This is a genomic window from Clostridium sp. AN503, assembly GCF_040719375.1.
Lineage (GTDB): Bacteria > Bacillota > Clostridia > Lachnospirales > Lachnospiraceae > Brotaphodocola.
The window spans coordinates 2,520,494-2,535,389 of sequence record NZ_JBFDTP010000002.1 but is presented as its reverse complement, the minus strand read 5'-3'; the positions used below and the strand labels follow the sequence as shown (position 1 = coordinate 2,535,389).

Here is a 14,896-nt window from a genome sequence, read left to right as displayed (position 1 = left end):
GGAGACAGCGGTGGTCTAAGGTGTGGAAGGAAAAATCTGGTATCACATTGGTGGAACTGATCGTAGCCTTTGCATTGATCGGTCTTTTCATGACCGCGGCATCTTTTGTGCTGACATCCAGCCTCAGGCTGTTTACGCGGATGCAGTCTGTATCCAGCGCGGTTACTGTCAGTGATATCCTCCTGGATAAGATAGCTGGTGAAATCTCAGCTGCAAAGCAGCCCCATATGCAGGGTGATGTTGCGTCTGATCACGGAGGATATTACATCTGGCTGGGAAAAGACGGGAACATGGATTTTGGCTCTGGTTCTGAGTGGATCACCATGTGGAACCGTAGTAAAAGTCCTCTGGCAATCTATGCGGAGCCGGACGGCGCTTTGTGCCTGCGGTATTATGAGACGGTCCGGGGCGAGGTGGGAGCTGCGATTACCGGTGCTTCAAAAACAGTTCCGGAGATGAACTGGCATTTTGATAATGGCGTTTATATGGGCTATCGCATTACGGAAGGCGGACTGACCTTTTCAAGAGAAGACCCGGAGAATCATCCCAATGTGATCCGTATTGATCTGGAAATCCACAATGACCGGACAGGCTTCACTTACCGGTCTTCCCGGTATGCGGAGTGCTATAATTATAAGCTGGAACAGGTTAAAAAATATCTGGGGGTTCGTCCGGACAAGTTTGGAATGCCGGAAGATACGCCGCCGGTGGAAGCAGAACATTTTGTGATCAAGTATGATGGGAGCGGAGGCGGCGGTGGTACTGAGGAACCGACAATCCCATATGGGGTAATATGTTACTATGGCAATCAGGTGATATACCAGAACGATAATGTTGGACTTGCATATCCAAACGAAAAGAAATACCTTAAACCGGATGAAATTCCAGATATAGACGGATATATATTTAATGAAGATGATTCATATGATTATCTGCTGGGGATAACCATTCGTGAAGAAATCATGACAGAGAAAGACAATCGTTTTGCATTGTATTATAATAGAGCAGAAGAATCAGCTGTAGGATTCACTATCTATTATAAATCTGCCTATACGGGGAAGGAGATAAGGGAGAAAAGGGTCATTTCCGCAAATTACGGTGATAAGATAACTTTTGAGGCAGTAGATATAGATGGATATAATCTTAACGGACAGTGGTGGGTCGAGACGGAATACACAAAAGATAATTACGAATACGTCTTTTATTATGAGCCATTTGTAAATAACTATAGAATCGTTTTCTATAGAACAGGTGGTGAGGATTTGGCTGTTCTGCAGGGGAGTATCCGGACTGATGAAACGGTAATTCTTGATGTGCCGTATGATAAGCTGTATGGTTATAAAGTAGAGGAAAAGAATTATAATGGTGTTATTCTTAAAGATGGGAAATGCCAGCTAACTGCAGGTGGATGGGGAGATTCAAAACGGTACGAAGTTAGAATACCCTGTGATCCAGTTGACGTGCCATATACGATTTACTACAAATGTGGTGATATTTTATTGGCGAAGGATACGCTTGCCAGTGGAAAATACGGTGATACGATATGGTTGAGTCCAAAAACCTTTTCAGGTTATTCGCCAAAAGTATGGTCTGCATCTTTGAAGCTTGATCATGTGGAAGGGTGTCAATATACATTTGAATACACCATGAATGAAGGGGGCAATGATGCTCCGTTTCATCCGGCAGGTTCCAATATCGAGATTGAGATTGAGGCTAAAACGGAACGAGAACCAACCAATCTTGAAAATCAGATCGCACAGGATATATTCCGGTTCTTTAACGAAGGATGGAATAAGATTGAAATTTGGGGAGAGAAGTACCTGACCGGCGCATATAAGATATTTGAATTAGATGGAGAAAAGTATGCAGTGGCAGGTGGAACCAACAGGGAAGATTTTGAGAAAACATTACAGGAAAAACTGGTTGGGCAGGAGGGAATAGATAAGGACAATATCATTGAGATCAAGGAAGACGATATATCAAATGAAAAAGACAGGCGGATATTCCTGGAGTACATTTTAAAAAATGCGGGAGCATCGGAGGAGTATATAAATGGGATCCACAGTATTGATATAGAATTCGACGAAGATGATAATCCGAAAAGACTGGAGAAAGTCTCTTTCAAAAATGAAGACGGCGAAGAGATAAAAATCAAATACAAAAAATAATATGATTACAAAAAGGAGGAACATCCACATGTCCAAAGTACTACTCATCAACGGCAGCGGCAACGAGCACGGCTGCACTTACACCGCCCTCTCCGAGGTAGCGGCAACATTAGAAAAAGAAGGCATCACAACCGAGATCATCCAGCTTGGCAAGGACCCGGTCCGCGACTGCATTGGCTGCGGAGCCTGTGCAAAGCTTGGGAAATGCGTCTTCGATGACGACCTGGTAAACCAGGTGCACGAAAAAGCTCTGGAAGCGGACGGCTTTGTGTTCGGCACGCCGGTATACTATGCGCATCCCAGCGGAAGGATACTTTCGTTCCTGGACCGGCTGTTCTATTCCGGCGGCGGAGCATTTGCGTTCAAGCCAGGAGCAGCGGTGGCATCGGCAAGACGGGCGGGAACGACAGCGTCCCTGGATGTACTCAACAAGTACTTCACCATAGCTAGGATGCCGGTGGTATCGTCCAATTACTGGAATATGGTACACGGCAACACGCCGGAAGAGGTGAAGCAGGACCTGGAGGGCCTGCAGATCATGCGGGGCATCGGCCAGAACATGGCGTGGATGATCAAATGCATTGAGGCGGGCAAAGCGGCCGGGATCTCATATCCGCAGACAGAGAAAAAGGTAAAGACCAATTTTATCAGATGAGAGGCACGGAACCGGTAGAAATACTGGTTCCGTTTTGTTATACAAAGCTTTAGATTACAGTTTACTATTTGCAAATATTTTTAGCAGTTACAAAAAATAGGATAAATTTACATAAAAAAGACACTTATTACTTGCAGTTGACACTCAAATTCAGTATACTATAAGGGAGCAATACTTTTGAATGTGCATCATACAAGACGCAGGAGGATTCGCAGGAAATATTCTGTGAGCGCCTGGGTCCTATATTTTTGACAGGAGGCACTGGAGAGGAGACACCCATGCAATACATACCAGCCAAAACCATTGTGACCAAGACGAAATCCAACGGATGGTTCGGCATGGATTACAATATGAATATATACCGTGGCTGCTGCCATGGCTGCATTTACTGCGACAGCCGTTCAGATTGCTATCATATTGATGATTTTGACACGGTGCGGGCCAAAGAGAATGCGCTTTCGGTCATCCGGGACGACCTGCGGCGGAAGGTCAGGACCGGGGTTGTGGGGACCGGGTCTATGAGTGATCCGTACAATCCTTTTGAGAAGGAGCTTCTTCTGACCCGGCACGCGCTGGAACTGGTGGATGCCTTTGGGTTTGGGATAGGGATTGCCACAAAGAGCACGCTGCTTTTGCGGGACATCGATATTTTGGAGGGGATCAAGGAACACTCCCCGGTGCTCTGCAAGGTGACGATCACCACGGCGGATGACGGGCTGTCACGCAAGATAGAACCGGGAGCGCCGGTGTCCTCGGAGCGTTTTGCCATGCTGGAGGAGCTGAGCCGTCACGGGATCTTCCATGGCATCCTTCTGATGCCGGTCCTGCCGTGGCTGGAGGACACGGAGGAGAATGTCCTGGCGATCGTGCGGAGAGCGCATGAGGTAGGAGCCAGGTTCATCTTTGGGGCATTTGGAATGACCCTGAGGAACAACCAGCGGGAATGGTATCTGGACAGGCTGGAGGAACTCTTTCCCGGACAGGGACTGAAGGACCGGTATCTGACACGTTACCGGAACCAGTATGAGTGCCATAGCCCGCAGGCGTCATCACTTTATAAACTGTTTGCATCAGAGTGTGAGAAATATGGGATCCTTTACAGGATGAAGGATATCATCTGCGCGTATAAGCGTGGCTACGAGATGGAACAGCTGAGTCTTTTTGATATATAATACGGTAATCCGGAGGAGAACATGGGGAGTAAAAAGGGGAAGAAAAATGACCGGGTCAGATATTTCCGTTTTGCAGCTGTATTTCTGGCTGTTAATATCCTGGCCATTCTGCTGATTGCAGGCAGGGAGAAAGATTATGTGCAGAAGAGTTTTCTTGATCACGGGGCGGATTGCCAGGAAAATGTGTCGGAGGTGATGGACAATTACCGTCATTCCTTCAAGCTTTTTGCACAGATGATGGCAGGCGAGATTGAGAATAAGCCGGATCCGGATGACATCTGGAACTATTTAAAGGGAATCGACCCGAAGCTGATGGCGATAGAGGGTGATACCTTTGATGGCTTATATATGTATTATAAAGGGAGATATTTATACAGCTGGAATACCCCATATTCCGAGTATGAGGATACGGGGTATGACCCAACTGAGCGCCCCTGGTATCTGGATGCGGTGGCGGGAAAGGGAGAGATCGTATTCACGCCTCCTTATATGAGTTATGCCAACCATTATATCCTTTCTACCATCTCACAGCTCCAGCCGGACGGGGAGACTGTTTTTGCCTATGATATCAAGATGGGGGATATCCAGCGGCTTGTGGCGGACCTGCAAACGTTTGACGGGGAGCAGTTGATGATATTTGATGCCAATGGCACGATTGTCGGCAGCAGCAATGAGAGCTATCTGGGCGGGAGCCTCACATCATCCCTTGATGAAGCCAGGGCGGTTGTGGCGGATTTGGAGGAACAGCTGAACCGTTCTGCTGTAAATGTCGGCGAGAAGACAGATAAGCTCAAGGATGAACTGGTGTCGGCCTCGGCATTTCTTTCCATGCGTGAGGATTTTGACCAGGATCTGCACAGTCTTCTTGAAAATGACAGAAAAGTAATGCGTGTGAATCTGGATGGAAGGCAGAATTATGGATATTTTCTGAATGGAGAAGGATATCGCTTTCTTATTTTTGTCCCGGTATGGACCATGCTGAAAGCTACTGTGCAGGTATGGCTTTTGCCGCTTCTGGCATTGGAACTCCTTCTGGTCTATATTCTGGGGCGGGTGAGCAAGGAGCAGAAAAACCGTGAACTCAAAGCTGCCTACGTGGAACTGGGACAGACACAGAAGCGTTTGGAGATCGCGTTGTCCGCGGCGCAAAAGGCTGCGGCGATCGATGACCTGACGGGTCTTATGAATTTCAAGTCGTTCCGTAAAGGGGTTGGCGAGCTGCTGGAGTCCATGGAGCCGGAGGAGGCAGGGATCCTGATCATGATCGACGGAGATCATTTTAAGGCTGTGAATGATAATTTCGGGCACCAGGCGGGAGATGAGGTCATCAAGCTTTCTGCACAGATGATCATAGGACGTATCCGGACCATAGACCTTGCGTCGCGCCTGCACGGAGATGAATTTGCCATCTTTGTATGCAGCACGGATGATTACCAGGTGGCAAAACGGATCATGGAGGATATTAACAGCACCTTGATGAAAGAGGCGCAGAAGCGCAATATGCCTTCTATCACATTGTCAGCGGGGGCGGTTGTCGCCAGACAGGGGGACAATTATACTGCGCTGGCAAAAGCGGCGGATGCGGCGCTTTATGAGGCAAAGAAGACTCACAACGGAGGATTTGCCGCGGCGGAGCTTCCGATGGATTGACAAGCGGTATGCATTGTGATAGACTTACACCATAAATGGAAACCAGAAAGGGGTGGAAGGATGAGATAACAGTTCTTGCGGATGTAACTGCATAATGGAATCATGCGGCGGATGCTGCAGTTTTTGTTATGCCTGATTTGCAAGAATGTTATTTCATCCACGCCTCTTTTTTTGTACGCAATTTTTCGGATTCATGGCAGGAAGTATGTAAGGTACGAGGGCGTACCGGTGGATTCCTGGGAGGATACGGCGGCGGGATGCGGATTCTTGCAGTTGTTTTCCGGCCTGCGGCCGGTATTCTGACAGGAGGGATGCATATGTCATTGATCCAGGTAACGGATTTATCATTTACTTATGAGGGAAGCTATGCCCCGGTGTTTGAGCATGTCTCATTCCAGATTGACACGGACTGGAAGCTGGGTTTTACGGGACGGAACGGACGGGGCAAAACGACATTTTTAAGACTGCTTATGGGGGAGCTTGAGTACACCGGCAGGATCAGCTCCAGCGTGGAATTTGACTATTTTCCGTTCCAGGTGGAGGATAAGGAGCGGGAAACGCGGGAGGTTTTAGAGCAGGTGCTCGGGGATACGCCGTTCTGGCAGCTGGACCGGGAGCTGTCGAGGCTGCAGGTGGCGGAGGATGTCCTTTACCGTCCATTTTCCACCCTGTCCAATGGGGAACAGACGAAGGTACTGCTGGCGGCGCTGTTTTTGCGCGATGGGCATTTTCTGCTGATCGACGAGCCGACCAATCATCTGGACCGCGAGGCGAGGCAGTTGGTCAGCCGGTATTTAAACAGTAAAAAAGGTTTTATCCTGGTGTCCCATGACCGGGCGTTCCTGGACGGATGCGTGGATCATATCCTGGCGATCAACCGGGAGGATATTGAGGTACAGAAGGGGAACTTCTCTTCCTGGTATGAGAACCGGCAGAGACAGGATGCTTTTGAACTGGGGGAGAATGAACGGCTGAAGAAAGATATCAGGCGGCTTCAGTCGGCGGCGCGCCAGTCGCGGGACTGGGCGGACAAGGTGGAGGACACGAAGCTCGGGTGGTGTCCGAAGAAAGCAAAGACCTTTATCGGGACTCGTGCGTATATTGGTGAAAAATCCCGGCGTATGCAGCAGCGCAGGAAGAATCTGGAGCGGAGGCAGGAAGCTGCTATTGAGGAGAAGCAGGACCTTCTAAAGAATGCAGAGTCTGTGGAGGATCTAAAGCTGTTCCCGCTGACACACCATTCAGACAGGCTGGTGGTGTTGGAACAGGTGGCGGCATGCTACGGGGAACCGCCCAGTCCGGTATGCCGGGCGGTGGGCTTAGAACTGAGACGGGGCGGCCGGGTGTCCTTTCAGGGGAGGAACGGCTGCGGAAAGTCCAGTCTGATCAGGCTGATCCTGGCGGGGGCAGACGAGGGGCGGGACGGCGGACCGCACGGTAGATCAGAGAACGCGCTGTCCTGTACAGGAAAGCTATGGGAAGCTGCGGGCATGAAGATTTCCTACGTTTCCCAGGATACCAGCTATCTTCGCGGCAGCCTGAGCCAATATGCCCGGGAATATGATGTGGAGGAACAGCTCTTTTATGCCCTGCTCAGAAAACTGGATTTTTCGCGGGAGCAGTTTGACAAGCCGATGGAGACTTACAGCGAGGGGCAGAAGAAAAAAGTACTGATCGCGCGCAGCCTGTGTGAGCAGGCGCATCTGTATATCTGGGATGAACCGCTGAATTTTATCGATGTGTACTCCAGGATGCAGATCGAGGCGCTGATCTTGAAATTCCAGCCAACCATGATCCTGGTGGAGCATGATGAGACATTTACCGAAAAGGTATCGACGGAGGTCCTGGAGATCGTACGGTGTTAACCCGCGTTACAGAACGATTAAGATAGAAAACGGAGGAGAGAAGATGGAGATCAGAAAAACAACCGCACAGGAGACAGGCGCAGTCCTGGAGTTATATGCACAGGCCCGTCGGTTTATGAAAGAGCACGGGAATCCGGAGCAGTGGGGCAGTGTCTATCCCCCCAGGCAGCAGGTGGAGCAGGATATCGCGGAAGGGAAAAGCTATGTCTGCACGGAGGACGGAGAGCTGTTGGGCGTCTTTTATTTCGCAAAGGAGGACGATCCGGATTACCGGGTCATCCATGACGGCAGCTGGCTGGGCAGCGGGCCTTACGGGGTGATGCACCGGGTCGCGGCGCCGGGTAAGAAAAAAGGAGTGGCGACGTTCTGTGTAAACTGGTGTTATGAAAAGAGCGGCGGCGATCTGCGGATCGACACCCATCGTGACAATCTCCCCATGCAGGGGATGCTGGAAAAGAATGGCTTTGTCCGGTGCGGCATCATCTGCCTGAAGGACGGCGGGGAGCGGCTTGCTTATGAGAAGACGGAGTGTGCACAAAAGAATGTGTAGCAATTCTTGTCCGGATATGGTAATATGATAGTTACACCGAAGATGAGGCCGGTTCCTGAGACGGGGAGCCTCATACATGAGAGGAGGCACGCAGTTATGAGTAGAGTAATTACGATCAGCCGTGAGTTTGGAAGCGGCGGGCGCGAGATAGGGTTCCGTCTGTCGGAGAAACTGGGGATCCCGTTTTATGACAAGGAGATCATATCCCTGGCTGCGGAAGACAGCAATATTGCAGAAGAGGCGTTCGATGCCAATGACGAGGTGATCGGCAGGAAAGAGCGGATCGACCATGAGTATGTGTCGGTGAATCCATTTTCCCCATTATATGAAGTGCCGGTTTCTGACCAGGTATTCCTGGCTCAGTCCCAGATGATCCGCAAGCTGGAGCAGTCTGGTCCCTGTGTGATCATCGGCAGGTGCTCGGACATCATCGTGGAGGACGGCTTCCATGTATTTATCTGCGCCAGCATGAAGAAGCGTGTGGAGCGTATGCAGAGGCTGGAACCAGGCGAGACTGTGAAGAAGTTAGAGACGCGGATGCGTGAGATCGACAGGAAGCGCCGTGATTATTACCAGTATTACAGCGGCAATGAATGGGGCAGCCCCCGCAACTATCACCTGAGCCTGAACAGCGGGAAGCTTGGAGTGGAGCAGTGTGTTGAGATCATTGCGGATTGTGTTCAGAAATATAAATTATGATCATTTCAGGACGAATGTTCTGAAAGATAGACAAAGCAATGTATAAAAGCGGGTCACTGCAGGGTTTCTGCAGTGACCCGTTTAAAATGTAGTCATATCGACCTCATAAAGCATGTGGTAATGGTTGAAGGTTACATACATAATTCCGGTATGATAGTCAAAAACAATTTTGTTGTTGTGTGGATTAGGCTCCGCACCAAGACGTATGCCCGTATATTCCATTAGAGTTTTATTTGGCCTCCGGGGATCTGTGTTAGCGGTGTTTTCAGCATGATTCAGATAGGTAGTGGCAACCATTGGGGGAGCAGCCAGTTCTGCCGGTGTCCTGACAGGAAGGCGATTTTGCGCATCTCCGTGGAAACTGCGTATTGCGCCGGGAGTATTGTCTGTGGTGACACCGGGAATCTGACGGTTCGCAGGTCCGTCGTTTTCGGGGGCATGCAAAAGACGGTCTGTGCGGCGCCGGTCCAGGGCTCCGTTATTGGTTCTCCAGGTATAATATATGTCAAACAGCAGCTGAATGAGCTGTGGGGAGTGGAACTCGGCCCGAAATTCCTGTACAGTCATATGTACTGTCTGTGGGACGTATTCCAATCCTGATTTTTGATCCGCTGTAAGCGCAATTCCTTTGGATTCAAAAATATCGTTTGACTGTGCCTGGAGTTCGGGAGCACTTGCCGGAGCCGGATCTACGTATCGGGTTTGGGTTTCCAACTGACGACAGTTTTCTGGAGCCTGGTTCCAGAGCGGGGTCAGGGCAGCAATCAGGCGTTGGCTTGCATTTTGCAGAAGAGGTCCCCTTTCAGCCAACGGAAGGTTCATGTAATATTGGATCGGGGTTAGGAATTCCAGCAGCTCGTCCAGTTTATCAACTGTTAAGAGATCATTCTGCGTAGTATCATCGGTCCAGCCAAAATTCCGGGTATAAAGCTCTTTTATAAAATCAATCTCAGGTGTGAGGACGTGCAGCGCATAAATGTATTGAATACGGTTTAAGGGAAGTGCAGGAGCAGTACCGGCAGGGTTCTGCATTGCCTGGGCAAACGTATTGTAGTCCTGGGTTATCTTTCTCTGGAGGACGCCTGGGAAAGCAGAAGGGGGATTCTTGCTGTTAACTGTTGTCATCCTCTGGAGAAGGGACTGGTTTCCCAAGATATTGCGGAAAACAGGTACAGTATCTTGTTTGATGTGCGGCAGATGCAAATACATGGACAACCTCCTTTTCATTCTTTATATATTAACTATAGGGAAGAATAGGAGGTTGTTCAAGAGAAGATTGCGAAAGACAGATCCAGACGAGTGAATCACTGAAAACCAGATCATTTTAGTGGCGTATCAGACATAATTCTCCCGCATCAGCGCGATCTCCGCCGCATATCCGGGAAGCTCATTGGGCGTCTCTAAGTAAAATGGCAGGTCTTTGAGGGCCGGATGATTGACCACGCGGATCAGGGCCTCTTTGCCGATGTGTCCCTCTCCGATCTTCGCATGGCGGTCCTTGTGAGCGCCAAGAGGGTTCATACTGTCGTTCAAATGAATCGCCCGCAGACGGGAAAGACCGATGACCCGGTCAAACTCCGTGAGGACTTCATCCAGATGTCCGGCGATATCATATCCGCCGTCCCATACGTGGCAGGTATCCAGGCAGACGCCCATCTTGTCCGTCAGCTCCACCCGGTCCAGGATCTCCCGAAGTTCTTCAAAACGTGCGCCCACCTCGCTGCCTTTTCCGGCCATGGTCTCAAGGAGCACGGTGGTGGACTGTTCCGGCTTTAATATCTGGTTCAGCATATCTGCGATGTAAGCGATCCCAACCTCAGTTCCCTGTTTTACATGGCTTCCGGGATGGAAGTTGTAGCAGTTGCCCGGCGTGTATTCCATCCGCTCCAGATCATCAGCCATGGTGCGCCGGGCGAAATCCCGGAGGCCCTCATCGGCGGAGCAGGCGTTCAAGGTGTAGGGGGCGTGGGCCAGGATCCGGTTGATCCCATGCTCTGCGGCCCAGGCAAGGTACGCCTCCACGTCAGAGGGGACGATGGCTTTGGCATTGCCTCCCCTGGGATTGCGGGTGAAGAACTGGAATGTGTTGGCGTCTATCTTTACAGCATCCTTCCCCATGGCAAGGTAGCCCTTGGAGGAAGACAGGTGACATCCGATCGTAAGCATAATTTATCCTTTCTGAATCTGTATCCTGTTACTGTTTTAATATAACCTGCCTGCTTTTAAAAGTAAAGGGAGACTTTTCAAAAAAAATATGCTAGAATGATTTTCATGTTGTATATTAGGAATCAGAATTCCGGGGAGAATAGTGATGGAAAAGAAACGAATGATACGGGGAACGCTGCTGACACTGGCGGGCGGGACCATGTGGGGATTTTCCGGCACCTGCGGCCAGTTCCTCTTGCAGACCAAAGGACTGACCTCCAACTGGCTGGTGCCGGTGCGCCTGCTTTCGGCGGGGGCGCTTCTGCTTTTTATCTGCTGGCTGAAGGACGGCAGGAAGGTATTTGATGTGTGGAAGCGGGATGCGGCCAGCATCCTGGTGTTTGGGATCTTTGGCATGAGCATGTGCCAGTACACCTACTTTACGGCGATCGGCGCGTCCAACGCGGGGACGGCGACGGTGCTGCAGTATATCGGCCCGGTGCTGATCCTGATCTATCTGTCTTTGAGGAATAAAAAGCTTCCGAGGCCGTCGGAATTTTTGGCGATCACCCTGGCGGTGGCAGGGACGTTTCTTCTGGCGACCCATGGGAAACCGGGGAATATGGTGCTGTCGGGAGAGGCCCTTGCCTGGGGGCTTTTGTCGGCGCTGGCGCTGGCAGTCTATACGGTCCAGCCGGGACGCCTTCTGGAGGAGTACGGGTCTGCGGTGACTACAGCCTGGGGCATGCTGATCGGCGGCGTGATGCTCTGTACCATATTCCGCCCGTGGAATATGGAGGTGGCTATGGATACGGAGGTGCTGGTCGGCATGGCGGCGGTGGTGATCATCGGAACGGTCATTGCGTTTTCTTTCTATATGGAAGGAATCCGGTGCGTGGGGCCGAAGAAAGGCAGCCTGTTTGCTTCGATCGAACCGGTGTCTGCGACTGTGTTCTCTGTGATCTGGATGCATGTGAGCTTTGGAGCCATGGACCTTTTGGGGTTTGTCTGCATCCTCTCCACCATATTTCTGCTTGCCCTTGATAAAAAGGAATAGTATAATGAAATAAAATTACATGAGGATGGAGCGTGAAGAAATGAGTGGTAATCAGAGCGTAGTGGGGGCGATCTGTTCCTCCTATGATTCCTATTTTGATGCGGAAAAAAAGATTGCTGATTGTATCATTGAGCATAAGGAGGCGGTCGTCGATATGACCGTTGCGGAGCTGGCAAAGGCCAGCGGCACCAGCGACGCCACCGTATCCCGGTTCTGCAGGCGGTGCGGGTTTAAGGGGTTCCATCAGCTGAAAATGTCCCTGGCGCGGGAAGTGGTGGAGGAGAAAAACAGTACGATCCAGGTATCCAACGATATCCTGAGGGAAGACATTTCGCAGTCGCTGCAGAATATCCTGGCCAACAAGGTTGCGGAGTTGACCCAGACTCTTTCCATGATCGATCCGGACAATCTGGAAAAGATCCTCCAGCTCATCGAACAGGCGCGGACCGTGCAGATAGCCGCGGTGGGCAACACCATCCCGGTCGCCCTGGATTTTTCGTTCAAGTTAAACCAGCTGGGGATCCCTGCGGTGGCAGGGACCATCTGGGAGACCCAGGTGGCTTATACCTTGAATTTAAACAAAGAGGATGTGGTAGTGGTGATCTCCAACTCTGGTACCTCCAGGCGCCTGATGACCCTGATCGAGGGCGCAAAGGAGAACGGATGCCAGGTGATCGCCATCACCAACAACCCGGATTCTCCGGTGGCAAAGGCGTCGGACTGCCATATCATCACGGCTACCAGGGAGAAGCTTCTGCTGGAAGAATTCTGTTTTTCCAGGGTGTCGGCGACGGTTGTGGTAGAGGCGCTGTATCTGTTTCTGGAGGCAGGAAAGGCGGATTCCCGTGATAAGATCCGGCGGCATGAGATTTCCATTGCAGAAGATAAGGATGTACATTAAATATTGATATTAGGAGAAAGAAGCCATGAGATTTGCAGAGCGTATGGACCGGTTCGGAGAGGGTGTTTTTTCCCGGCTGGCAGAGATGAAACGGAAGAAACTGGAGGCAGGGGAGGATGTGGTGGACCTAAGCATCGGCGCGCCGAATATCCCTCCGGCGCAGCATATCCTGGATGCGCTCTGCACTGCGGCGGCAGATAAGAGCAACTATGTCTATGCCATCAACGATAAAAAAGAGCTTCTGGAGGCAGTGGCACAGTGGTACCGCAGAAGGTATGGCGTGGAGCTGGACCCAGAAACGGAGATCTGCTCCCTGCTCGGCTCCCAGGAGGGGCTGGCCCATATTGCCATGTCCATCGTGGATGAGGGCGAGCTGGTGCTGGTGCCGGACCCGTGTTATCCGGTGTTTGCAGACGGCCCTCTTTTAGCGGGGGCAGAGCTTTATTATATGCCGCAAAAGGAAGAAAACGGGTATATCATCCGGCTTTCTGATATTCCGGAGGAGACAGCCAGGCGGGCCAGGTTCATGGTGGTATCCTATCCGAACAACCCGACGACAGTGATGGCGCCCGATTCCTTTTACGAGGAGCTGGTGGCTTTTGCGAAGAAATATGATATCATCGTGCTCCATGATAATGCCTACAGTGAGCTGGTATTTGACGGGAAACGCTGCGGAAGCTTTTTGCAGTATCCCGGCGCGCGGGAGGTGGGCGTGGAGTTCAATTCCCTGTCCAAGACTTACGGGCTGGCTGGCGCCAGGATCGGGTTCTGTGTAGGCAATGAGGAAGTGGTGTCTCACTTAAAGATGCTCAAGTCCAACATGGATTACGGCATGTTCCTGCCGCTCCAGAAGGCGGCTGTGGCAGCCATCACCGGGGATCAGGAGTGTGTGAAGGCGACCTGCGCCGCATATGAAAAGCGAAGGGACATTCTCTGCGACGGTCTGAAGGCCATCGGCTGGGATATGGAAAAACCGGAGGCGACCATGTTTGTGTGGGCGCCTGTTCCGGCAGGTTTTGAGAATTCCGAGGAGTTTGCGGTGGAGCTGGTGGAGCGGTGCGGGGTGCTGTTGACTCCGGGAAGCGCTTTTGGGCCGTCCGGGGAGGGGCATGTGCGCATGGCTCTGGTGCAGGACGAGCCGGAGCTTAAAAAGGCTATTGCAGCCATTGAGCGAAGCGGGATATTGAAGGGGCAGGAGTGAGAGGCCCCCGAAAACCAGGATGCCGGGGATAAGGCCCGGCCGGGAGAAATAGAAAATGGAGGGGTACAGAGTGAGCCGGAATTATAAGATCACCATACAATATGAGGGGACCCGTTACGACGGCTGGCAGAAGCAGGGCAATACGGAAAATACCATCCAGGGGAAGCTGGAGCATGTCCTGGAGCGTATGACGGGGCAGCCGGTGGAGGTCCAGGGCTCCGGCAGGACAGATGCGGGAGTCCACGCCATAGGTCAGGTAGCCAATTTCCGCCTTCCGGACGGGTGGGACCAGGCAGACGCGGTTATGGCGTACATAAACCGGTATCTTCCGGAGGATATTGCCGTGACAGCCATAGAGCCGGTACATGACCGGTTCCACAGCCGTCTCAGCGCGGTGAAAAAGGTGTATACCTATCAGATCGAGACCGGACAGAAGCGGGATGTATTCATCCGGCGTATGCAGTATGGGCTGGGGAAGACGCTGGATGTGGAAGCCATGAAAAAGGCGGCTGTGCTGCTGGAAGGCACCCACGATTACAAGAGCTTCTGCGGCAATCCGAAAATGAAGAAATCCACAGTGCGCACAGTGTATTCCATCACGGTCCATGAGGACCCAAAAAGCAGCGTGGTTTCCCTGGCATTTGTGGGAAATGGATTTTTGCAGAATATGGTGCGGATCATGACCGGCACCCTGATCGAGGTGGGACTCGGCGAGCGGTCCTGGCAGTCCATGAAAAACGTGCTGGAGGCGAAGGACCGGCAGGCGGCGGGAGTTACGGCGCCTGCGCAGGGGCTGTGCCTGGCTGGCGTGCTGTATGAGGAGGAGTAGTTTC

At 51.4% G+C, this 14,896-nt stretch carries 13 protein-coding genes; 11 read left to right on the top strand and 2 right to left on the bottom strand.

Annotated elements, in window-relative coordinates:
* Positions 1-20: 20 nt before the first annotated feature.
* From AB1I67_RS19245 to AB1I67_RS19215, 7 genes are all read left to right on the top strand, one after another.
* Positions 21-2,168, top strand: coding sequence for a prepilin-type N-terminal cleavage/methylation domain-containing protein (locus AB1I67_RS19245; protein ID WP_367031741.1), 2,148 nt, complete (start codon positions 21-23; stop codon positions 2,166-2,168).
* A gap of 28 nt (positions 2,169-2,196) precedes the next feature.
* Positions 2,197-2,823, top strand: a complete 627-nt coding sequence (locus AB1I67_RS19240) for a flavodoxin family protein (RefSeq protein WP_367031740.1) — start codon at positions 2,197-2,199, stop codon at positions 2,821-2,823.
* Between the two features lie 278 nt (positions 2,824-3,101).
* Positions 3,102-3,995: a radical SAM protein gene (locus AB1I67_RS19235; RefSeq protein WP_367031739.1), complete on the top strand. Its 894-nt coding sequence runs from the start codon at positions 3,102-3,104 to the stop codon at positions 3,993-3,995.
* Positions 3,996-4,016: 21 nt separating this feature from the next.
* Positions 4,017-5,645 (top strand): sensor domain-containing diguanylate cyclase, encoded by a 1,629-nt coding sequence (locus AB1I67_RS19230; protein WP_367031738.1) that lies wholly within the window; start codon positions 4,017-4,019, stop codon positions 5,643-5,645.
* Positions 5,646-5,962: 317 nt separating this feature from the next.
* A complete protein-coding gene (gene abc-f / locus AB1I67_RS19225; RefSeq protein WP_367031737.1) occupies positions 5,963-7,510 on the top strand; it encodes a ribosomal protection-like ABC-F family protein in 1,548 nt (515 codons plus the stop codon).
* A gap of 43 nt (positions 7,511-7,553) precedes the next feature.
* On the top strand, positions 7,554-8,060 hold the full coding sequence (locus AB1I67_RS19220) for a GNAT family N-acetyltransferase (protein WP_367031736.1): 507 nt from the start codon (positions 7,554-7,556) through the stop codon (positions 8,058-8,060).
* A gap of 96 nt (positions 8,061-8,156) precedes the next feature.
* A complete protein-coding gene (locus AB1I67_RS19215; protein ID WP_367031735.1) occupies positions 8,157-8,759 on the top strand; it encodes a cytidylate kinase-like family protein in 603 nt (200 codons plus the stop codon).
* Positions 8,760-8,840: 81 nt separating this feature from the next.
* On the opposite strand, the gene AB1I67_RS19210 is transcribed toward AB1I67_RS19215, so the two are convergent.
* A complete protein-coding gene (locus AB1I67_RS19210; protein ID WP_367031733.1) occupies positions 8,841-9,968 on the bottom strand; it encodes a hypothetical protein in 1,128 nt (375 codons plus the stop codon).
* A gap of 126 nt (positions 9,969-10,094) precedes the next feature.
* Positions 10,095-10,925 carry a deoxyribonuclease IV gene (locus tag AB1I67_RS19205; protein ID WP_367031732.1) on the bottom strand — a complete coding sequence of 277 codons (831 nt, stop codon included), beginning with the start codon at positions 10,923-10,925 and terminating at the stop codon, positions 10,095-10,097.
* Between the two features lie 145 nt (positions 10,926-11,070).
* On the opposite strand from AB1I67_RS19205, the gene AB1I67_RS19200 reads away from it, so the two are divergent.
* From AB1I67_RS19200 to truA, 4 genes are read left to right on the top strand one after another with little or no spacing between them, the layout of a single operon-like run.
* A complete protein-coding gene (locus tag AB1I67_RS19200; protein ID WP_367031731.1) occupies positions 11,071-11,961 on the top strand; it encodes a DMT family transporter in 891 nt (296 codons plus the stop codon).
* Positions 11,962-12,001: 40 nt separating this feature from the next.
* Positions 12,002-12,862 (top strand): MurR/RpiR family transcriptional regulator, encoded by an 861-nt coding sequence (locus AB1I67_RS19195; RefSeq protein WP_367031730.1) that lies wholly within the window; start codon positions 12,002-12,004, stop codon positions 12,860-12,862.
* Positions 12,863-12,887: 25 nt separating this feature from the next.
* Positions 12,888-14,063 (top strand): aminotransferase class I/II-fold pyridoxal phosphate-dependent enzyme, encoded by a 1,176-nt coding sequence (locus AB1I67_RS19190; protein WP_367031728.1) that lies wholly within the window; start codon positions 12,888-12,890, stop codon positions 14,061-14,063.
* A gap of 55 nt (positions 14,064-14,118) precedes the next feature.
* Positions 14,119-14,892 (top strand): tRNA pseudouridine(38-40) synthase TruA, encoded by a 774-nt coding sequence (truA, locus tag AB1I67_RS19185; RefSeq protein ID WP_367031727.1) that lies wholly within the window; start codon positions 14,119-14,121, stop codon positions 14,890-14,892.
* Positions 14,893-14,896 lie beyond the last annotated feature (4 nt).